The organism is Novosphingobium endophyticum (genome assembly GCF_014640675.1).
GTDB lineage: Bacteria > Pseudomonadota > Alphaproteobacteria > Sphingomonadales > Sphingomonadaceae > Novosphingobium > Novosphingobium endophyticum.
In genome coordinates this window covers 87,692-108,539 of sequence record NZ_BMHK01000011.1, presented here as the reverse complement: position 1 = coordinate 108,539, position 20,848 = coordinate 87,692, and the positions used below count along the sequence as shown (strand labels likewise).

At 63.2% G+C, this 20,848-nt stretch carries 23 protein-coding genes; 16 read left to right on the top strand and 7 right to left on the bottom strand.

The genetic code is table 11. The annotated features are described in order from the left end of the window. Positions 1-89 precede the first annotated feature (89 nt). Entirely contained in the window at positions 90-1,010 is a 921-nt protein-coding gene (locus IEX32_RS10135) for a VOC family protein (protein WP_188771081.1), read from the bottom strand. A 215-nt stretch (positions 1,011-1,225) separates the two neighbouring features. Here IEX32_RS10135 and IEX32_RS10130 point away from each other — a divergent pair, with 215 nt between their 5' ends. The 7 genes from IEX32_RS10130 (at position 1,226) to hpaE (ending at position 8,349) form a co-directional block, all read left to right on the top strand. After that, positions 1,226-1,798: an NADPH-dependent FMN reductase gene (locus IEX32_RS10130; protein ID WP_188771079.1), complete on the top strand. Its 573-nt coding sequence runs from the start codon at positions 1,226-1,228 to the stop codon at positions 1,796-1,798. Between the two features lie 3 nt (positions 1,799-1,801). Continuing rightward, positions 1,802-2,425, top strand: coding sequence for an O-methyltransferase (locus tag IEX32_RS10125; protein ID WP_188771077.1), 624 nt, complete (start codon positions 1,802-1,804; stop codon positions 2,423-2,425). A 116-nt stretch (positions 2,426-2,541) separates the two neighbouring features. Next, a complete protein-coding gene (locus tag IEX32_RS10120) occupies positions 2,542-3,171 on the top strand; it encodes a hypothetical protein (RefSeq protein WP_188771075.1) in 630 nt (209 codons plus the stop codon). 4 nt (positions 3,172-3,175) lie between these two features. Continuing rightward, positions 3,176-4,849, top strand: coding sequence for an FAD-binding oxidoreductase (locus IEX32_RS10115; protein ID WP_188771073.1), 1,674 nt, complete (start codon positions 3,176-3,178; stop codon positions 4,847-4,849). Beyond that, the gene (locus tag IEX32_RS10110) at positions 4,846-5,253 is read left to right on the top strand and encodes a c-type cytochrome (protein ID WP_188771071.1); all 408 of its coding nucleotides are present in this window, start codon (positions 4,846-4,848) and stop codon (positions 5,251-5,253) included. Before IEX32_RS10115 ends, IEX32_RS10110 begins: the two co-directional genes overlap by 4 nt. Before the next feature lie 29 nt (positions 5,254-5,282). Next, positions 5,283-6,695, top strand: a complete 1,413-nt coding sequence (locus tag IEX32_RS10105; RefSeq protein ID WP_188771069.1) for a sulfatase family protein — start codon at positions 5,283-5,285, stop codon at positions 6,693-6,695. A gap of 151 nt (positions 6,696-6,846) precedes the next feature. After that, on the top strand, positions 6,847-8,349 hold the full coding sequence (gene hpaE / locus IEX32_RS10100) for a 5-carboxymethyl-2-hydroxymuconate semialdehyde dehydrogenase (protein ID WP_188771067.1): 1,503 nt from the start codon (positions 6,847-6,849) through the stop codon (positions 8,347-8,349). Between the two features lie 30 nt (positions 8,350-8,379). Here the strand turns inward: hpaE and IEX32_RS10095 are convergent, their stop codons facing one another. Continuing rightward, positions 8,380-8,865, bottom strand: a complete 486-nt coding sequence (locus tag IEX32_RS10095; RefSeq protein WP_188771065.1) for a MarR family transcriptional regulator — start codon at positions 8,863-8,865, stop codon at positions 8,380-8,382. Between the two features lie 68 nt (positions 8,866-8,933). On the opposite strand from IEX32_RS10095, the gene IEX32_RS10090 reads away from it, so the two are divergent. The 7 genes from IEX32_RS10090 to IEX32_RS10060 are packed head-to-tail and all read left to right on the top strand — an operon-like array spanning position 8,934 to position 13,386. Further along, positions 8,934-9,551: a fumarylacetoacetate hydrolase family protein gene (locus IEX32_RS10090; RefSeq protein WP_188771063.1), complete on the top strand. Its 618-nt coding sequence runs from the start codon at positions 8,934-8,936 to the stop codon at positions 9,549-9,551. After that, on the top strand, positions 9,548-10,300 hold the full coding sequence (locus tag IEX32_RS10085) for a fumarylacetoacetate hydrolase family protein (RefSeq protein WP_188771061.1): 753 nt from the start codon (positions 9,548-9,550) through the stop codon (positions 10,298-10,300). The genes IEX32_RS10090 and IEX32_RS10085 overlap by 4 nt, the downstream gene beginning before the upstream one ends. Further along, complete coding sequence (locus IEX32_RS10080) at positions 10,297-10,623, top strand: aromatic ring-opening dioxygenase subunit LigA (protein ID WP_188771059.1); 327 nt, start codon at positions 10,297-10,299, stop codon at positions 10,621-10,623. The genes IEX32_RS10085 and IEX32_RS10080 overlap by 4 nt, the downstream gene beginning before the upstream one ends. Then, positions 10,620-11,438, top strand: a complete 819-nt coding sequence (locus tag IEX32_RS10075; protein WP_188771057.1) for a DODA-type extradiol aromatic ring-opening family dioxygenase — start codon at positions 10,620-10,622, stop codon at positions 11,436-11,438. The genes IEX32_RS10080 and IEX32_RS10075 overlap by 4 nt, the downstream gene beginning before the upstream one ends. Further along, entirely contained in the window at positions 11,438-11,821 is a 384-nt protein-coding gene (locus IEX32_RS10070; protein WP_188771055.1) for a 5-carboxymethyl-2-hydroxymuconate isomerase, read from the top strand. Before IEX32_RS10075 ends, IEX32_RS10070 begins: the two co-directional genes overlap by 1 nt. 6 nt (positions 11,822-11,827) lie before the next feature. Beyond that, positions 11,828-12,634, top strand: a complete 807-nt coding sequence (gene hpaH, locus IEX32_RS10065) for a 2-oxo-hept-4-ene-1,7-dioate hydratase (RefSeq protein ID WP_188771054.1) — start codon at positions 11,828-11,830, stop codon at positions 12,632-12,634. After that, complete coding sequence (locus tag IEX32_RS10060; RefSeq protein WP_188771052.1) at positions 12,631-13,386, top strand: HpcH/HpaI aldolase family protein; 756 nt, start codon at positions 12,631-12,633, stop codon at positions 13,384-13,386. Before hpaH ends, IEX32_RS10060 begins: the two co-directional genes overlap by 4 nt. On the opposite strand, the gene IEX32_RS10055 is transcribed toward IEX32_RS10060, so the two are convergent. Next, positions 13,363-14,271, bottom strand: a complete 909-nt coding sequence (locus tag IEX32_RS10055; RefSeq protein ID WP_188771050.1) for an AraC family transcriptional regulator — start codon at positions 14,269-14,271, stop codon at positions 13,363-13,365. The genes IEX32_RS10060 and IEX32_RS10055 overlap by 24 nt on opposite strands. A gap of 113 nt (positions 14,272-14,384) precedes the next feature. Here IEX32_RS10055 and IEX32_RS10050 point away from each other — a divergent pair, with 113 nt between their 5' ends. Both IEX32_RS10050 and IEX32_RS10045 read left to right on the top strand, forming a co-directional pair. Beyond that, complete coding sequence (locus IEX32_RS10050) at positions 14,385-15,449, top strand: Rieske 2Fe-2S domain-containing protein (RefSeq protein WP_188771048.1); 1,065 nt, start codon at positions 14,385-14,387, stop codon at positions 15,447-15,449. Beyond that, on the top strand, positions 15,446-16,150 hold the full coding sequence (locus IEX32_RS10045) for an EthD domain-containing protein (RefSeq protein WP_188771045.1): 705 nt from the start codon (positions 15,446-15,448) through the stop codon (positions 16,148-16,150). Before IEX32_RS10050 ends, IEX32_RS10045 begins: the two co-directional genes overlap by 4 nt. On the opposite strand, the gene IEX32_RS10040 is transcribed toward IEX32_RS10045, so the two are convergent. Genes IEX32_RS10040 through IEX32_RS10025 form a run of 4 tightly spaced genes read right to left on the bottom strand, consistent with a single transcriptional unit; the run spans position 16,147 to position 20,845 of the window. Further along, positions 16,147-17,253 (bottom strand): Rieske 2Fe-2S domain-containing protein, encoded by a 1,107-nt coding sequence (locus tag IEX32_RS10040; RefSeq protein WP_188771043.1) that lies wholly within the window; start codon positions 17,251-17,253, stop codon positions 16,147-16,149. The two genes, IEX32_RS10045 and IEX32_RS10040, sit on opposite strands and share 4 nt — an antisense overlap. Before the next feature lie 32 nt (positions 17,254-17,285). After that, positions 17,286-18,773 carry an NAD-dependent succinate-semialdehyde dehydrogenase gene (locus IEX32_RS10035; RefSeq protein WP_188771041.1) on the bottom strand — a complete coding sequence of 496 codons (1,488 nt, stop codon included), beginning with the start codon at positions 18,771-18,773 and terminating at the stop codon, positions 17,286-17,288. Positions 18,774-18,812: 39 nt separating this feature from the next. Beyond that, positions 18,813-19,823, bottom strand: coding sequence for a dihydrodipicolinate synthase family protein (locus IEX32_RS10030; protein ID WP_188771040.1), 1,011 nt, complete (start codon positions 19,821-19,823; stop codon positions 18,813-18,815). Positions 19,824-19,837: 14 nt separating this feature from the next. Further along, on the bottom strand, positions 19,838-20,845 hold the full coding sequence (locus tag IEX32_RS10025) for an ornithine cyclodeaminase family protein (RefSeq protein ID WP_229736296.1): 1,008 nt from the start codon (positions 20,843-20,845) through the stop codon (positions 19,838-19,840). Positions 20,846-20,848: the final 3 nt, after the last annotated feature.

Genomic DNA, 20,848 nt, shown 5'->3' with positions numbered 1-20,848 from the left:
AGCGGCCGAAACCCATGAAAAAAGGCCGGATGTGTGCCGTACCCGATTAGATACGGCCGCAACCGGCCCTTTTGTGACGAACCCGCCCGTCAGCGGATACGCGACCACTGCTTGTTGAAGTCGAAGTACCAGCCGCCGGTCACTCCGGCATTGTCGAATTCGCCCGCGACCCAGTTGTCGTCGACCTGGTCCATGTCGGCGCCCAGCTCGAAGGCGCCGCCCATCGGCGTCTTGAAATACCAGTACCAGTTCGAACCCAGCTCGAACCGGCCCGGTCCGCGCGCCGTTTCGAATCCGGCCTTGTCCAGCTTGTAACCGCCGGCGAACACGTCCTGCGCATCGCCGAATGTGAACTCCGCATGCTGGAAGCAGTTAGGGATATCATCCTGGAACGGCCGCATCAGAAACAGGCTGTGGTGATCCGAATGCCCTTTCGCACGGGCAAAGACTCCCATGTTGTCGAGGAAAGAATCGGTGATCCGGAAGCCGAGGCGATCGCGATAAAACTTGATAGATTCCTTCGGGTCCTTCGACCAGTAGACAACATGGCCCATCTGCCGCGCCGGGCTGTGATCGTCGAAATCCACGCGCTTGTTGAAACGCTCGTACTTGTTGCCCGCGACGTTGCGTTCATAGCCCGGCGCTTCATAGGCACGGCGCTGTGAAACGCGGAACCACAGCGCGTTGCCGTCGTCGTCAGCCGACTGCACCATGCCGTCGACGCGGCGTACCTGCCGGTCGCGTGAAAGTTCCTCGGCAATGGCGTCGAGATCGGCTTCGCTTTCCACACCCCAGATCGATGCCCGCAGCGTCGGCCCGCGCACGTTGGCGGCGGGGAGCACAGGATCGTCCAGCAGGCGCAGCTCCACCCCGCTGCCATCCAGAGCCTCGAACGAAGCGCCCTTGGCTCCGTGATCGAGTTCCTTGAGACCATAGAGGTTGAGGAACCGCCGGGACTCGGCGAGATCGTCGACACCCATAAGCAGGCTTTCGGGACCGGTGATATTCATTCTGTCATGCCTCGTATTCGCATCGTCTCTGCGTCATACGCTATAACCCATACGCAACGTATCGTAAAGGTGCCTTTCAACGAGCGCCGTTGACGCAAAAGCGCCGCGTCGACGAATTCGAGTACCGGTTATAGAGTATCTCTTGCATCAATGAAATACGCATCGTATCGTATTTATCATCAAGGAAAGCATGATCCATCGGGAGAGACGACACCATGGCCAACCCCAAAATTCTCGTAATGCCCGGCTCCACTCGCGAAGGCTCTTTTAACTCGCTACTCGCCAACGCCGCGGTGCGCAGCATCGAAGCATGCGGCGGCGCGGCAACACTGGTCAACCTTGCCGACTATCCGATGGATTTCGTGGATGGCGGCAACTCGAGCGGCGAGATGCCGTCGGCGGTTGCCGAACTTCACGCAAAGTTCGCCGCACACGACGGAATCCTGCTGATCACGCCGGAATACAACTCCTTCCCCTCACCGCTGCTGCTCAACGCTCTCGACTGGCTGTCGCGGGTGCGGCACTACGAAGGCGGGATGGATGAAGTCTTTGGACGACCCCTCTATGCCGTGTGCGCAGCATCGCCCAGCCCGATCGGCGGTTATCGCGCCTTGATGGCACTACGGCAAAAGCTGGGCATCGGCCTTGGCGCCACCGTCATTCCGGCGATGGCGCATATCGCTGCCGCCTACGAGGCTTTCTATGCCAACGGCGAACTCAAATCAGATGCGAACAAGGCCATGCTGGACAAGGTCGTGAACCAGCTCTGTGCCCGGTTGGGCGCCTGAGCCATGAACGCCGCCTTCGAAACCGTCCTTGCCCGTTATGAGGAACGTGCCGCGCGCGAGGAAGAAATGCAGCACGCCGGCGACCCGCGCACCGCGCTGGCGGTGCGCGACAATTATCTGCTGCACGTCGGACAAGACGTTGCGCGGATACTGCATGCGATGATCGTCGGGCTGGGATCGCGAATGATCGTCGAACTTGGCACTTCCTACGGCTATTCCACGCTGTTCCTTGCCGATGCGGCGCGGATTACCGGCGGGAAAGTCTTCACCCTCGAACTGTCTGCCGACAAACAGGAATATGCGCGCGCGCAACTGGCGCAGGCAGGGTTGGCCGATCACGTCGAATGGCTTTGCGGCGACGCTCTCGAACTGCTGTCGGGAATGACCGGCCCGTTCGACTTCGTACTCGTCGACATCTGGAAGGAACTTTACCTTCCCAGCCTCGACCTGCTCGCCCCCAAGATGGCGGACGGCGGCGTTATCGCAGCCGACAACATGCTGTTTCCCGAAATGGTGCGCGCAGATGCCGCGCGATACCAGACCGCGGTGCGCGCCATTCCGGGCGTCCTCAGCACGCTCCTGCCCGTGGGCCAGGGCATTGAACTATCGACGTTCTGGCACAGCTGATCCGGACAGCGTAATATTAACGATACTTTGCGTATTGAAATTAGTTCAGGAATTGGATAGATCCTGTCACGCCGAGCGCCGGCAGAAAGACCGCGCAGGCATATGGAGTGGGACCAATGAAACCAGCAGCCGACAGCGGCATTCAATGCCAGCCGGACCGGGGCCTGATGCTTGATCGCAGGGCCTTGATCGGTGCCGGTGTGGCGCTTGGTGCGGCGGCGATGGTTTCACCGATCCTGCGTGGCGGAACTATCGAACCTTCCGGCCCGATCCACGTCATCATCACCAACGGCCGGATCGCCGAAAGTCGCCGGTTCGCAGCCAGCCTGTCCGCCAACGGCGCGCAAGTTCTGGACGTGCAGGACGGACTGACGACCATCTGGCTGGAGCACCTCACCCCGCTTTGGCGCAAATCGAGCGGTGCGGCAGTGGGCCTGACCACTCGCGCTGTCTGGGACGGGCTGTCGCAGCAGGCCATCGGCCAGTTCCGCAAACCGCGCATTCTGGGCACCCATGAAATTGCCGGCAATGGCCTGCCTATTGGCCACATCGTCGATGTGCCGGCCAGCAGCCACGCAGCCCTGATGGACGGGGCCATGGCCAGCGCCCACTGGCCGGAGAGGATGGCGCAGGCAGTAAACGGCTGCCTCGCCAACCAGCGCCGCGAATTCAAGACCTGTCGCCTCGGCTCTGCCGCCGATCACCAGCAAGCCCGGGCCCGGCTCGTTTCCTGGATGATTGTCTGAAACCATGCGTACACCAACCGGAATTTCGCCATCGGTCTTTGCCACTGCCATTGCGGCCTTTGCCGGCGTCGTGGGCGAGGAATGGGTCTTTACCAGCGACGAGGATCTCGACCTCTATCGCGACGCCTATTCCCCCTTGCGCGGCGAAGAGGACGAACGCACCGCATCGGCCGCGGTCGCGCCCCGATCGGTAGAGGAAGTGCAGGCGATCGTGCGCATCGCCAACGAACATTCGATACCGCTCTACACCATCTCCACCGGTCGCAACCTCGGTTACGGCGGGTCGGCGCCCAATTACTCGGGATGCGTGGTGCTCGACCTGAAGCGGATGAACCGCATCATCGAGGTTAGCGAAAGCAATCACTACGCCATCGTCGAACCGGGCGTCAGCTACTTCGACCTGTACAACTACATTCAGGAAAAGGGGCTGAAAGTCTGGATCGACTGCCCCGATCCCGGCTGGGGAAGCCCCATCGGCAATGCGCTGGATCATGGCGTCGGGCACACCGCATCGCGTTTCCGCAACCACTTCGATGCGCATTGCGGCATGGAAGTCGTGCTGGCCAATGGCGAAGTGATGCGCACCGGCATGGGTGCCCTGCCCGATGCGAAGACATGGGCGCAGTTCAAGCTGGGCTACGGCCCGGTGATCGACGGCCTGTTTTCGCAGTCCAATTTCGGCATCGTCACCAAGATGGGCTTCTGGCTGATGCCGGAGCCGGAGGCGATGCTGAAAGTCGAAGTCACGGCCACCCGGTACGACGACCTGCACGAGATGGTCGAACTTCTGAAATGGGCCGAGAACAGCGGCCTGTGCGATGGTGCGCCCCAGCTTGGCAGCCCGCTGCTCGGCTCGCCCGGCGATACCAAGGCGCTGGTCGACATCTTCTACAACGGCCCGCCGCAATTGGCGCCAGAACAGATGAAACTGATCGGAGAGGCCAAGGTCGGATACTCGCCGGAGCTTGAGCGATACGGCATCGACAACGACCTGCCGTATTGGAAGCTATACCTCAGCATGTACGGCCCCGAGAACGTCGTAAAGGCGAAGTGGGAAGCGATACAGGCGCGGGCGAAATCGCGGATCAAGGGCGTGGGCTTCGAAACCGGCCCCCTGATCACGGACTTCAAAAAGGCGGCTGCCGAAAGCACCGTCTGGGCGCAGGACATGGGTATCCCGAACCTTGAGTTCTTTGCCCTTGGCGCACGCACGCCGGGCAATCCGGTGCAGATGACGGGCCATCTGTTCTTCTCCGCAGTCGTGCCGCAAACTGCCGACGCGATCCTTGAGGCGAACCGCGTGTTTGATGAGGCATCGCGCAGCAATCCGGTGCTGAAGGACATGCCGATCCTTGGCCTGCGCCCATTCGCCATGCCCGCCGGGTTCCACGAACGGACGTTCCTGATGATCTTCGGCATGCCCGTGGTGGAGCATCAGGCCATGAACGAGCAGTTCATCAAGGCCTTCCGCGCACTGATCGACATCGGCGCCGAACATGGCTGGGGCGAATATCGCACGGCCCCGCTTTTCCAGGATCAGGTCATGGGCATCTACGATTTCAACGACGGCGCGCTGCTTCGCTTCCACGAAACGGTGAAGGACGCGATCGACCCCAAGGGCATCCTTTCGCCCGGCCGCTACGGCATCTGGCCGCGCCACTTGCGGAAGCAATCATGATCCGCGCGCTCCTGTCGCTGGTCGCCGCTTCGCTGGCCCTTGCCGCATGTTCGCAGCGCGACGATGCCGATACCTCGCAAGTTGGGGGAGATGGCGAGACTGCCGAACTTGCCCCCGCATCACCGGGGGAGCAGGTCTTCGACAAGTGGTGCGCCCCGTGCCATGCCGCCGGCCCGCGCTACCCCGGCACCGCATCGCTGGCCCAGAAATACAACGGCGAAATACCCGCTGCGCTGGAGGAGCGGGACGATCTGACGCCCGAAATCGTCGCCTATTTCGTGCGCAACGGGATCATGGTCATGCCGCCGTTCCGCAAGACCGAAATATCCGACGACGAACTCGCCGCGCTGGGCGCGTACCTGAGCCATGAGCCGGAACCCGCCATTCCGGCCCGGCCCGACTGAAAACGCAAAGCCCCCCGGGAGGCAACAATATGAACAAGACCAACAGCATCGACCGCCGCACCGTTCTGGCAGGATTGGCCGCGACAGGGATCGCCGCCACTTCGCCCCTGCACGCCGGATCGGGCCGCAAGCAGCCCAATTTCCTGTTCATCATGGCCGACGACCTCGGCTATGCCGACTTGTCCTGCTACGGCCGCCGCGACTATCGCACGCCGCACATCGATGCATTGGCCGATCGGGGCATGTCCTTTACCAGCGCCTATGCCAACAGCGCGGTGTGCACCGCGACGCGGGTGGGGCTGATCACCGGGCGGTACCAGTACCGCCTTCCGGTCGGACTGGAAGAACCGCTTGCGCTGCGCAAGATCGGCCTGCCGCCCGAACATCCGACCGTTGCCTCCCTGCTGCGCAAGGCCGGTTACCACACCAGCCTGAACGGCAAATGGCACATGGGTCAGCTGCCGGATTACGGCCCGCTGAAGAGCGGCTATGACGAGTTCTGGGGCATCCGCAACGGCGGCGTCGATTATTTCACGCACGATTTCGCGCACATGCCCGACTTGTGGGACGGTGAAACCCTGATCGAGGAAACCGGCTACCTCACCGACCTGCTGGCCGACCGCGCGATCGAAACGATCTCGGAACAGTCGAAAAGAGACCAGCCATGGTTCATGAGCCTGCACTTCACCGCGCCGCACTGGCCGTGGGAAGGGCCGGATGACAAGGCCGAATCCGACCGCCTGAACGCCTTGCCCGGCATGTTCGCGATGATGGACTGGGATGGTGGTTCGCTGGCCACTTATGCGGAAATGGTGACCCGGCTGGATTATCAGGTAGGCCGGATCGTCGATGCAGTGCGCAAGCTGGGCATCGACGACAATACCGTGATCGTGTTCACCAGCGACAATGGCGGAGAGCGCTATTCCGATACCTGGCCATTCTCCGGCAAGAAGGGCGAGCTGCTCGAAGGGGGATTGCGCATTCCCGCGATCGTCGTCTGGCCGGGTTTGACGCAGCCCGGAACGAAAAGCGACGCGCCGATCATGTCGATGGACTGGCTGCCGACTTTCGTGGCGGCGGGCGGCGGCAATCAGGACGCGGCCTTTCCAAGCGACGGGCTGGACATCCGCCCCGCCCTGCAGGGCGGCGACCTGCCGCAGCGTGACCTGTTCTGGCGTTACAAGAACCACGGACAGCAGGCGATGCGGCGCGGGCGCTGGAAATACCTGCGGATCGCCGACAACACCTTCCTGTTCGACGTCATCGCCGACCCGCTGGAGCGGGCGAACCACAAGCTGCGCGAACCGGCGATCTATGCCGAGCTCGAAGCGGCCTGGCAGGCATGGGACGCGACGATGCTGCCGCTCGATCCGGAATCCACGACGCACGGGTTCGAGGCACGCGACATGGCTGATCACATCGGGGCCGTTTCCCAGCACTGAGACGAGAGGAAGGCAATTTAGTTAACACAATAACTATCTTGCAATAGTTATCATGTTAAGTCATTGAGGTGACCGAGACGAATCGAAGGCCCGTCGGGCGCAGCAGACATTCCGCCGCATCCCGGGCCGATTAGCCGGAGAGATAGATCCGATGCGTGAAACTGCGCTCAAGTCCGTGCAGGCGATGGCCGCCCAGTATGGCGACGGCATGTTGTCCCACTTCATCGACGGGAAACCGCGCGACGGCGCGGGCACCGCTTTCGATGTGTACGACCCGTCGACCGGCAATGTCATCAGCCAGGCGCGCGACGCGACTGCGGACGAGGTGGACGACGCAGTCGCCGCCGCCCATCGCGCCTTCCCCGAATGGTCCGCAACGCCGCCCGAAACGCGGCGCAAGATCCTGAACAAGGTCGCCGACCTCATCGTTGCCCGCGCGGACGAGATCGCCGCAGTCGAATGCCTCGATTCCGGACAGGCATGGCGCTTCATGTCGAAGGCCGCGCTGCGCGGGGCGGAGAACTTCCGCTTCTTCGCCGACCGCGCGCCTTCAGCGGCAGACGGCCTTGCCCTGCCGAGCGCAGAGCACCTGAACTATACCTCGCGCAAGGCGATCGGTCCGGTTGCGGTCATCACGCCGTGGAACACGCCGTTCATGCTGTCGACTTGGAAGATTGCACCCGCCCTTGCCGCCGGTTGCACCGTCGTTCACAAGCCTGCCGAATGGTCGCCTTATTCCGCGCGCCTGCTGGTCGAGATCGCGCACGAAGCCGGCCTTCCCGATGGCGTGTTCAACGCGGTCAACGGCCTTGGCGAAACGACGGGCAAGCGGCTGACCGAACATCCCGACATCAAGGCCATCGCCTTCGTCGGGGAGTCTTCAACCGGTTCGGCCATCATGCGGCAGGGTGCGACAACGCTGAAGCGCGTCCACTTCGAACTGGGCGGCAAGAACCCTGTCGTCGTGTTCGACGATGCCGATATCGAACGGGCGGTCGATGCCGCCGTGTTCATGATCTATTCGCTGAACGGCCAGCGCTGCACCTCTTCCTCGCGGCTGCTGGTCCAGCGTTCGATCTATGACAGCTTCACCGCGAAAGTGGCCGAACGTGCAAAGAACCTGAAGGTCGGCGATCCTTTCGACAAGGCGACCGAAGTCGGCCCGCTGATCCACCCCCGCCACCTTGCCAAGGTCAGCAGCTACATGGAAATCGCGACCAGTCAGGGCGCGACCATCGCTGCGGGCGGCGCTCCGGTCGAAGGTGACGGCTTCTATTTCCAGCCTACCCTGTTCACCGGCGCCGAACAGACGATGCGCGTGGCGCAGGAAGAAATCTTCGGCCCCGTCCTTACCGCGATCCCGTTCGACGATGAAGCAGACGCCATCGCCAAGGCGAACGATGTCGAATACGGCCTCGCCGGTTACCTGTGGACCAGCGATGTCGGCAGGGCACTGCGCGTGTCGGAAGCGATGGATGTCGGCATGGTCTGGGTCAACAGCGAGAACGTGCGCCATCTGCCCACCCCGTTCGGCGGAACGAAATCCAGCGGCATCGGCCGCGATGGCGGCGACTGGAGCTTCGACTTCTACATGGAGACGAAGAACGTGGCGCTGGCCAAGGGCACGCACAAGATCCAGCGGCTGGGTGCCTGAGACGTGACGCTCGCGCCGATCCTCGCGGTATCAGACCCCTTCGCGGGACGATGCAACATCGCTTGGCGCGAATGCGGAGAGAGCTTCGGACAAGGCGGCGGCTTCGGCGATGAATCTCGCCAGCCGCTCCTTGCCGAAGGCTTCGCCATAGCGGGACAGCATGATCGAGGTCTGCGCGGCAGTGTCGCGAACGAGTGCTTCGCCAGCCTCGGAGATCGCGATCACGGACCTGCGACGATCGGCCGGATCGGCCGCGCGGCTAAGCAGCCCGCGATCCTCCAGTTCGCGAACCACGCGCGTCACACTGGGTGCGTGAAGCAGCGCCGCTTCGGCCACGGTGCTGGCATCGAGCGGGCCGTCCGCTTCGGACAGCACCCGGACGACGCGCCATTGCTGGTCGGTCATCCCCGCAGCGCGGAGGATGGGGCGAATGGGCGCCATTACGGCCTCTCTCGCGGCAAGCAGCCTTCCGGCCAGGGATTGCGGATAGGGCGGCAGGACAGAAGGTTCGACCATGGCTCTGCCTTGCCATACAATTCGCGCCGACTCAAACTTAACGTGATAAACAATTTGGAGAGTGCCTCGTGACTATCGCGGGCAATATCTATGGCGTCGTTCTGAACGACGCGCCGGAGCGAGAGGCGCTTGCCGCCCAGTTCGACGATAAACCCTACGCAAAGCCGCCGGTCGCCCCTGTCGTGTACATGAAGCCGCTGGCTAGCATTGCGCACGGGCCGGTCGCCGTACCCGATGGCGGGCTGACTGCCGCCACCACGCTGGCAGTACTGATCGCCCGCGACACGAGGGGCGTTTCGGCCGATGAAGCGAACAACTGCATCGGCGCCGTTGCCTTGGCGCTCGATCTATCGGTCACTTCAGATAGCTACTATCGACCGGCTGTGGCGCAGAAGAATGCGGACGACCGGCTTGCGCTGGGCGGCTTCACTGACCTCCGTGTACCACCTTCGATCCGACTTCTCGCGGACGGCACCTGCATCCACGAATGGTCGCTGGACCGGTTGGTTCGCCCAGTTGCAACGCTGATCGCCGATCTCGGCGCGTTCATGACACTGAAGGCTGGCGACGTCCTGCTTGTCGGACTGCCCGGCGATGCACCGACGGTCACAGGTGGCGCAATTCTGCGGGTAGAGGCAGATGGTATCCCGCCACTCGAAGTCGCAATGCGGGAGATCGCGGCATGAAGCGGGCGAGGATCTTTCATCGCGGGTGTGATGTCTGGGCCGAAGTGGTCGATGGCGACAGCGGGCTGCGCCTGCCGAACGGACAGGTTATCGCTGCCTCCGATGCGCACTGGCTTCCGCCCGTGCAGCGGGGTGCAGCGGTCTATGCGCTGGGGCTGAACTACGCCGACCACAACAAGGAACTGGGCTTTGCGCCCAAACTGGCGACCCCGCTGGTCTTCATGAAGGGCGACAACTGCTTCGTCGGACACGATGGCGACACGCCCCGCCCCGCTGACGGCAACCAGATGCATCCCGAATGCGAACTGGTCGCCGTGATCGGCAAACCCGCCCGCAACGTGGCAGAGGCGGACGCACTTGGCTACGTGAGCGGCTACACGGTCGCCAACGACTACGCGATCCGCGAGTATCTGGAAAACTACTACCGCCCGAATGCCCGGGTGAAGAACCGCGATGCCACGACGCCGATCGGGCCCTGGATCGTCGATGCCAGCCACGTGGCCGATCCGCAGGCGCTGCGCCTGACGACTTCGGTCAACGGCGACGTGGTGCAGGACGGCAGCACCGCCGACATGATCCTCAGCGTCGCGGGTCTCGTGTCGTATCTTTCATTGGTAACCACACTGATGCCGGGCGACATGATCCTGACCGGCACGCCGCAGGGCGTCCATTTCTGCGCTGCGGGCGACACCGTCTTCTGCGAAATCGAAGGGGTTGGCCGCCTGGTCAACCATCTGGTTCCGGCATGAGCCTCTATCAGCTTTCCAAGGTCCTCTACGTCCTCAACCGCGACGATGCGGCCAAGCGGTTGTGGCAGGCAGAGCCCGCCTCGCTGCTCGAAGGCTACGACCTGACGGACGAGGAACGGACCGCTCTGCTCGAACACGATATCGGGCTGCTCTACGTGCTGGGCGTAAACGGCCAGATCCTGATGCATTTCGCCGCGCTGTGCGGCATCGCGTGGGCCGATTACATCCGGCTCATGCGCGAGGGGGTCGAGAAATACGGCCCGGTCCGCGCCGGGCTTTATGCGATGACCACACAGTTCAACGAAAGGGTAGCAGGGGTATGAGCCTTGTGTATTGCGGCGTGTGCAGCCACGCGCCCGGCATCACTTCCCGCGCGGAAATGGCCGATCCGGCCTTGCGCGATCCGTTCTATGCGGCGCTGGAAAACCAGCGTCAGGAAATCATGGCGACGAAGCCCGACGCACTGATGATCGTCGCAGCCGAACACTTTGCCAACTTCTTCATGAACAACATGCCCGCCTATGCGGTCGGGATGGGCGAAAGCTACACCGGCCCGATCGAGGACCCGGACTGGCTCAAGGTTCCTCTGCGAACCGCCAAAGGCAATCCGGATCTGGGGCGGCGGCTCGTGGCCGAAATGCTGGAAACCGTCGACGTCGCCTATGCCGAGGAATGGCAGTTCGACCACGGCATTTCGGTGCCGCTGCACTTCCTCGACCCGAACAACGAGCTGACGATCATCCCCGTCAACATCAATTGCCAGGGGCCGCCGCTGACCCCGCTTCACCGCGCGTGGACGTTCGGCGAAGCGATCCGCCGGGCGGCCGACAGCGTACCCGAACGGATCGCATTGGTCTGCACCGGCGGCATCTCGCACTGGCCGGCAACGCCCGACAGCGGCAAGATCAACGAGGCATGGGACCGCGAATTCATCACTCGCTGGGAAGCCAACGACAGGGCCGCGATGCTTTCGTACACCGATGCCGAAACCTATCGCGACGCAGGGCAAGGCGGCTTCGAAATCCGCACTTTCATCACCGCTGCCGCTGCCGGAGGCGGCAAGGGCGACGTCCAGTTCTTCGCCCCCATTCCGATCTTCGCCGTGGGTTGCACGGTCGGCCGGATAGAGATCGCCTGATGGCGCACGCGATTATCGAATGGAGCGCCAACCTTGAAGGCGTTCTCGACCTGAAGGGGCTGATGAATCTCATCGCCGACGACATGGCGAACCGTTCCGACGGTGTCTTCCCGATTGGCGGCATCCGTGTTCGCGCCTATCGCGCCGACGACTATGTCATCGCCGACGACACTTGCGCCGACGATGCTTTCGTCAATATCGACATCAAGATGGGCGTCGGGCGCAGCGCAGAGTTTCGCAAAGCCTATTTCGATGCCCTGTCGTCGCGCATCACCGACTTCCTTGCCGACCTGTTCGAAACGCGCCCTTTCGCGTTTTCGCTTTACGTGAGCGAAGTGGACGGCTGGAAGAAGAACTCGATACACAAGCGTTTGAAAGGCTGAACGCGGATGGCGCTGGCACCTGACATCATCGAGCAACTGGCCGGTCGGCTTGACGAGGCGGAACGCACCCGCACGCAAGTCGGGCAGTTCAGCCTCGAACATCCATCCATGACGCTGGAGGACGGCTATCTGGTCAGCCGCGCATGGGTTGCCAACAAGATCGCGGGCGGGCGGAAAGTCATCGGCCACAAAATCGGGCTGACCAGCCGGGCCATGCAGCGTTCGTCCAACGTAACCGAGCCTGATTTCGGCACCCTGCTCGACGATATGCTGTTCCCCAACGGGCAGGACATTCCAATCTCGCGCTTCATCGAGCCGCGGGTCGAGGTGGAGCTGGCCTTTATCCTGAAAGAACCGCTGAAGGGGCCGGACTGCACGATCTACGATGCCCTGCGCGCGACAGAGTACGTCACCCCCGCGCTGGAAATCATCGACGCTCGGATCGAGCGGATCGACAAGCCCACCGGCACGACCCGCAAGGTGTTCGATACCATTTCGGACAACGCCGCCAATGCCGGCATTGTACTGGGCGGTATGCCGGTGCAGCCCGATGCGGTCGACTTGCGCTGGGTCTCGGCCTTGCTGCACAAGAACGGCGTTGTCGAGGAATCGGGCGTTGCCGCCGCCGTGCTGAACCATCCAGCAATGGGCATCGCATGGCTGGCCAACAAGCTTGCGCCCTATGGCGAACGGCTGGAGCCGGGACAGATCGTGCTGGGCGGCAGCTTTACCGCGCCGGTCTTCGCCAGCGCCGGTGACACGTTCCACGCCGATTACGGTCCGCTCGGCTCGATCTCGGTGCGCTTCGTATGACCGCGTTCAAGGATCGCCTTGCTGCCGGCAAGCCGCTGTTCGGACTGTGGCAGGCGCTGGCCAACAACTACACGGCCGAAATCTGCGCCCGTGCCGGGTTCGACTGGCTGATGTTCGATGGCGAACACGCGCCCAATACGGCGCAGACGCTGCTGGCCCAGTTGCAGGCAACGGCCCCCTTCCCCATCGATGCCATCGCCCGCGTGCCGCTGGCGGACCCCGTCGCGATCAAGCAGTATCTCGACATCGGGTTCACGACGCTGCTGATCCCGATGCTGGACAGCGCGCAGCAGGCCCGCGACGCCGTGGCGGCCAGCCGCTACCCGCCCGTCGGCATTCGCGGCGTCGCCAGCGCCACCGCCCGGGCCACCGGCTTTGGCGCGGACCCTGCATACCTCAGGGAACTGGACAGCCGGCTCACCCTGATCGTCCAGATCGAGAGCCGCGCTGCGCTGGAAGATATCGACGCGATCGCCGCCGTTGACGGCGTGGACGCCCTGTTCATCGGCCCGGCGGATCTTTCGGCATCGCTTGGCCATCTTGGCAATCCGGGCCATCCCGAAGTCCAGGCCGCGATCACCCATGCGCGGGAGAGGATTGCCGCCGCGGGGAAGCCGGCCGGCATTTTCGGTCTGTCGCCCGAAGATGCGCAGCGCCGGGTAGAGGAAGGTTTCGCCTTCATCTCCATCGGAACGGATATCGGCCTTCTGACAAAGGGCGCGGCAACGCTACTCGCCTCTGTCGCGCGCTGACGCTTCGTCGATCGCGCGCATCCGGTCGTCGCGCCACTGGCGCGGCGTCTGGCCCGTGGCAGTCCGGAACGTGCGCGCGAAGTGGGCCGGATCGGGATAGCCGACAAGGGCCCCGATCTCGCCCACGTCCAGCACCGTGAACAGCAGCAGACGCTTTGCTTCCTGCAAGTGCCGTGCGCGGACCACGTCGGACGCCCGCATGCCCAGACCCGCCTTGCACGCACGGTTCAGAAGGTAGGGCGTCGTGCCCAGCTCGTCCGCCAGCGCCTCGACGCCCGGCCTTGCGCCCAGCCGCATTTCGACCAGCGACATGAAGCGAACCAGCAGAGAGGATTCGCCGCCCCTCTCCTCCGTTCCGCCGGCATGGTCTTCGGCCATGCGCAGCATGTCGACGATGACGAGCCGTGCCAGCGAACCGATCGACTGGACCTGACCGGGCCCGGTGGAGCCGTATTCGCGTTCCATCCGCGCGAACAGCGATCCGATCCAGCCGTGTTGTTCGGCATCGAACTTCTGGATTAGCCACGTATGAAACGGCGTGAACTGCGACAGTCCAGCAAACTGTTCGCGCGCGAAGTCGTCCGACATGGAAAGGACGATGGATTCGCTCCCCGCCTCTACCGCAAAGCCGTGGACCACGCCGGCGGGCATCCAGCAGCAGGTTCCGGCACGGATCGTGCTGACTTCCTCGTCCGCGTAATATTCGCCGCTACCTGCGATCCATAGCGTCATCTGGTGCAGGTGCGGATGGCTGTGGCGCTCCACCAGTCCGGCATGGAGCTTCCAGCGGTCGCCGATCCGCTCCACATGGCAGAAGCGCGGTTCGACCAGGCCCGCCGGTTGGCCGAACAGGGAGTAGGCAGGGATCGTTCGGGCAGGTGCCATGCTGCCATCCTAACCCGATTTCAGGAAATGGCCAAAATATTTGAACGATGCGTATCGAATCTTCCGCGCACCGTTGTTACAACATGGGCAACGAGATGAAACGGAGAGAAGACATGTTCATTCAGAACGCCTGGTACGCAAGTGCATGGGCCCATGAACTTACCAAGGACGATTTCCTCGCCCGCAAGATTTTGGGCAAGGGCCTGATCCTCTATCGCAAGGCCGACGATTCCGTCGCGGCGATCATCGATCGCTGCAGCCACCGTTTCGCCCCGCTGTCGCTGGGCCGCCGCGAAGGCGACTGCATCCGCTGCATGTATCACGGCCTCGTCTTCGACGGCGAAGGCACCTGCGTGGAAGAGCCGGGCCGCAAGGGCGTCAGCCCCAATACCGACATCCGCAGCTTCCCCGCGATAGAGCGCCACAAGCTGGTCTGGGTGTGGATGGGCGATGCCGACAAGGCCAATCCGGACCTGATCCCCGACTGCCATCAGAACGACAGCGCCGAATGGGCCTGCGTGCCGCGTTACGCCAGCTTCAAGGCGAACTACCTGCTGGTGCTCGACAACCTGCTCGACTTCTCGCACCTTTCCTTCGTGCACGAGAATTCGCTGGGCGGATCGCGCACGATCGCAGAGATCAATCCCAAGGTCGAGCAGACCGACAAGGGCGTGAAGATGACCCGCTGGTATCTGAACGAACCCGGCTTCGCGCCATACCTGGAAGGGCACGAACGGTTCGAGGGAGCGGTCGATCGCTGGAACATCTACCACCTGTCGACGCTCAGCAATCACTTCTCGATGTCGTCGGGCAGTGCCCCTGCCAATACCGGCGCACCCGAAGGCAAGCTCGCGCCCGAAACGATGGTGTTCCACTCCAACCAGCTGATCACCCCTGCGGACGAGCACAATACGCACTACTTCTGGGTCTATGCCCACAACTTCGCGCTGGACGACGCGAACCTGACCAACTCGCTCGCCGAGCGCGTTTCGGCAGGGTTCGTCGAGGACCGCACGATGATCGAGGCGCAGCAGCTGGTGGTTGACGAAAGCGAAGGGGACCAGATGGCCTATACCCACTTCGACAACGGGTTGACGCTGGGCCGGCGCCTGATCGACCGGAAGATCGCCGAGGAAAAGACAGAAGCGGCCAAGGCTCCCGAAGCAGTCCCTGCGTGAGCGACCGCTACAAGGTAGCGCTTTTCCTGACCCGTAGTGATGCCATCGGTCCGAACGAGTTCCCGGACCGGTGGCTCGCTGCGGGTTCCGGCGTTGCCGGCAATGGCCTCGTCAGCCACATCCACAATGCGGCCTGCGCGGCGGACAACCCGATAGAGAATGCCCCGCCTGCTCCCTACGACGCAGTGGACGAATACGAGTTCGAGCGGGCCGGTGACGCGGCGGCATTCTTCGCGTCGACCACTTTCACCGCCGACTGGCTCGGCCCGCGCCGGTCGCTTCTGGCCGAACCGCCGCAAGTTGTGTCAGGTCCGGTGCGGCAGGTCTGGAACGGGATGCCCGCAACTCCGGAAGCCGTGAACATCCTTACCCTGCCCGTGCGGCGTGCGGGTATGGCGATGGCGGATTTCTTCGAATACTGGAGCGTGCACCACGCCGGTCTCGCCCTTGCCGGACAGGGCACGCGCGAACGGCTGGTCAACCTGGCGTCCTGTGCCACTGACGGTCGGGTCTTTGGCGGGTTAGCGAGCGCGCCGTTCGACGGTATCGGCAATATCGTGTTCGATAGCGGCGCCAGCCTTGCGGCGGAATTCGCAAGCGATCACTACCGCCTGAACATGGCGCCGGACGAGCCGCGCTTTACCGACCCTGCTAAATCCCGCGCGATGATGGTGAACGCGCGGACAGTGGCGATCGGCTAACTTTCCGCTCGCGCCTGAGCCTCCGCATCGGCGCGTTGCAGCAGGTAGCGGCGCATCGCCACTGACGGGCCGTCGGTAGGAACGGAGATTTCGTAGAAGTCTTCCGGCGCGGTTTCTTCCAGCACCACTTCCACCTTCGTCAGCGCGTCCACGTCCTCGCGGAACGCGGTGAACAACCGGTCGTGCATCACCTGCGTTGCTACCGTGTCGTCCAGAGCGAAATTGCGCCCGTGCACGATGTGGTAGTGCGTGGACGTACGGGTTTCGGGTGTCGGAATGTGCGACGTGCAAATCGTGCCGACGACACGTTCGCCTTCGGGCACGGCAGAATCATAGAAGCTCGTCGTGACCCTGTGCAGTCCAGGGGATTCGAAGGCAGAGACGGCGATGCGGGCAGCCGTCGTCACGCCGGTCAGTCCCATCGGATCGGCCCAGACCGGCGGCAGCACTGTGGGGATGACTTCACGCCGGACTGTGAAACGCCCGTATCCCAGCTCCGTGGTATAGGGCGCGCGCGCGTATTCGGGCGAACCGAAGCTCTTGGCGTGGATGTAGCTGAGGTGTGTCAAGTCCAGCAGGTTTTCGTGCAGGCTGACGTAATTTCCGGGCAGGTGCAGATATTCCTTCGAACAGGCCCATTCAGGGCTGGTATGGTAGGAAGTATCCGGAATCAGCGCCGGATCGGCAGCCTCTGCGTTGCCCATCCAGACCCACAGCAACGGCCCCCGCTCGACCAGCGCATAGCGCTTCACGCCGATGCTGCGCGGACACTTGGCCATGGCGGGAACTTCTATGCAGTCCCCTTTCGCATCGTAGCGAAAGCCGTGATAGCCGCATACGACAGTGTCACCTTCCAGCGTGCCGTCAGACAGCGGATAGGAACGGTGTGCGCAGCGGTCGTCCAGCGCAACCACCTCTCCCCCCGCCGTGCGATAGAGGAGGACATTCTTGCCAAGCAGCTTGCGGGGCAGCAGCGCGCGGCCGACGTCGTCGGAAAAGGCGGCGACGTACCACTCGTCGAAAATGAACGGAGTGTCGCGATCGGCCATTCCCGACGATGCCCGCCGCGCCGCGCGAACCACCTCTGCCTTCGGCAAGGTCATGTCCTGTCTCCCATATCCGGGCGATCGCCCTTTCAGTAATCTTCCACGCCGGCCCAGCAGAGGTATTTCGCTTCGAGGAACTCATCGATGCCGAGATGCGAACCCTCCCGCCCAAGGCCGGATTGCTTGATCCCGCCAAACGGCGCGGTCTCGTTGGAAATGAAGCCGGTATTGATGCCGACAAGCCCGGCTTCGATCTGCTCTGCCACTGCCCAGATGCGCGATGCGTTCTGGGTGAAGAGGTACGATCCAAGGCCGAACTCGGTGTCGTTGGCCATTTCGATGACTTCCGCCTGATCGGTAAATCGGAACAGCGGCGCGACCGGGCCGAAAGTCTCCTCGCAAGCGACGAAAGCGCCCTGCGGCACATCGGCCAGAACCGTCGGCATGAAGAATTGCCCGCCAAGCTCGGACCGTTCGCCGCCGCAAAGCACGCGCGCACCCTTCGACACGGCGTCGGCAATATGTTCCTCGACCTTTGCCACCGCGCCCGGACCGATCAGCGGCCCGATGTCCGATTTCTCGTCCATGCCATCGGCCACCTTCATGGCGCGCACCCGTTCGGTGAAGCGGCGGGCAAACTCGTCGTAGACGCCGTCCTGCACATAGATGCGGTTGGCGCCGATGCACGACTGGCCGGTGTTGCGGAACTTGGCCATCATCACGCCTTCGATCGCCACATCGAGATCGGCATCGTCGAAGATGATCGCCGGCGCGTTACCGCCCAGTTCCATCGAACATTTCTTGATCGTGGCCGCCGACTGTTCCAGCAGCACACGGCCCACTCCGGTCGAGCCGGTGAAGGTCACTTTCCGCACAAGATCGTGGCCGGTCAGGCGGCCACCGATAGCGCGGGAATCGTTGCCGGTAACGACGCTGAACACGCCCTTCGGCACGCCAGCCCGCTCGGCCAGTTCGGCCAGCGCCAGCGCGGTCAGCGGCGTTTCGCCAGCCGGCTTTACCACCATCGTGCAGCCTGCCGCCAACGCGGGTGTGGCCTTGCGCGTGATCATCGCGGCGGGGAAATTCCACGGCGTGATCGCGGCGCAAACGCCGATCGGCTGGCGCAGCGTGACGATACGCTGGCTGGGCAGCTTGGCCGGTATGACGTCGCCGCGCACGCGGGTCGCTTCCTCGCTGAACCAGCGCATGAACGATGCGGCGTAGTCGATCTCGCCGCGTGCCTCGCGGATGGGCTTGCCCTCTTCCAGCGTGATCAGGCGGGCAAGGTCTTCCTTGTGCTGGATGGTCAGGTCGAACCAGCGGCGCAGGATATCGGCGCGGTGCTGGGCCGACGTGCGGCGCCAGCTGCGGAAAGCGCGCTCCGCCGCTTCAATCGCGGCGTCGGTTTCCGCCTCTTTACAGCGCGGCAATTCGGCGATGACGGCGCCATTGGCCGGATTGGTCAGCTGGTATGTACCATGCGGCGTTTCACCAACCCATGCGCCATCGATGTACGCGGCTGTCTTCCAGAGCGAACGATCGTCGAGGAGGTCCGAAGGGTGTCCTGACTGGGACATGGTATTTGCCTCTTTCAAAATGAACGTCTGCGCGCCGGATCAGGCCGGATTGCGACCGATGAAGAATTCCTCGTCAGGCGATTCCGTGGGATTGAGCCCCGCCGCCCTGGTGGCATTGCGCAGCACGGCCATGTCCTTGGCATAGACGCGCATCGTGGGATGACGGATCGGCCCGCCGTTGTAGCCTTGCAGCCATGCCTGGTATTTCCACATCAGGCGACTGGCGAGGCCCGGCCCGCCGAAGCCGATCTGGCCCACGGCGCGACGCATCGGGTCGATCTTGTAGAAGATCTTCGTGACCTCGTCGTACTTGCCTTCCTGCATCAACTTGTGCGCGCGCGGGATCGTCGGGCCGAAGAACGCGCTGTAGTTCGTGCCGCAGAACGGGATGTCGATCAGCTGCGCCATCGTCAGGTATTCGTATTCCAGCGGGGAAGCGATCACGACTTCCTGATGGAATTCGCGGTGCACCTCGATCAGCGACATCACGTAGGGCTGCCCGCCCTCGGCCTTGATCGCCACGATGTTCGGGCATTCATTGACCAGCCGGCGCAGGACCGACAGCGAGATGTCCGACGGGTCGAGCCGGGTGAAGCCCCATATCGGGATCGGGAACAGCATGACGGCAAGGTTCGTCGCGTCGCAGAACGCCTTGGTGTATTCGTAAACGTCTTCCATCGACTTGGGAAAGAAGTGCGGGGGATAGCCCAGCAGCACGAGTTCGCAGCCGTTCGCCTCGGCCCGCTGCACCATCTCGATGTTGTCTTCCAGCGTGTTGAACACCGCGTGGTGGACGACGATGAAGTCCTTGCCCGCCTCGTCGATCATGATCTTCTGGAAGATGTCGTGCTCTTCCTCCGACATCGGCACTTCGGACACGGCCAGCGAACCGATGAAGCCGTGCTCCTTGGCAAGGGCGACGTCGTGGCGGATCGCCTTTTCGTTGATACGCTTGAAGTCGTTGGTCAAAGTCGGGATCGTCACTTGCGCGACGCCGTTCAACTTCTCCCGCGCCCATGCGCGTGCTTCGGATTTCGTATAGCTGGCCATTGCCGGTTCCTGACTTAAAGATGCTTGGGGTCGAAGGTCATCGGCAGCGGCTGGGCCAGCCCCTGCTCGATCGCCTTGGTGAGGATCATTTCCGCGACGACGACATCCTGAACGCCGCCGCCGACCGACTTGTACATCGGCATTGCCGCGGCCTGCCGCTGCGCCTCGATCTGGCCGCTCAGCAACTGGTTGAGCGAGAAGGACTTGGAACGCACGTCGATGCCCGCATCCAGCGCGGCGATCATGTCGCCGGTTTCGTCAACGACTTCGTGCAGGTTGTCGCAGACGATGAAATCGGCGCGGTCGGCCACCGACACATCGATCTCGCGCTGCGACGGGACGGTCGAGCCGATGGAAACGATGGTCGCACCAGGCTTCAGCCAGTCGCCGAACAGGATCGGGACTTCGCCGCGCGAGCGTGCCGCCGACAAGACGAGATCGGCACCCTCGACTGCTTCCTCACCCGACTGCACTGCGCGGGCCGGTACGCCCAGATCGCGGGTCACCGCTTCTGCAAAGGCGGCGCGCTTTTCGGGCGTCGGGCTGTAGATCGTGACTTCGCTCAACGGCCGGACGCTGGCGAAGGCGCGGACGTGCATGGTCGCTTCCAGCCCGCTGCCGATCAAGGCCAGCCTGCCCGGCCCTTCCGGCGCGAGCCGGTCCAGCGCGGCGCCGGATGTGGCGGCCGTGCGAAAACCCGTCAGCAGATTGGCATCGACAAATCCCGCGATGCGGCTCGTGGCCCGTTCGAACAGTACGACAACATATTCGACCGACGGATCAGCCGCCTTCATATCCGCGCCCATCAGCTTCGCGCCGTAATAGCGACCGCCCGGCGGCGCAGCCGGCAGCGTACGCAGCCAGGCCCCTTCCGACTGGGCGATGCTGCGCGACGGAGCGGCCTGTTCGGTGAAGGCGTGACCATATGCGGCCTGCAGCGCGGCGATGGCATCCTTCCATTCGAACACCCGACGCACGACATCGGCGGACACGAAAACAGGGCAGTCGGGTGCAGCAGTCACCAA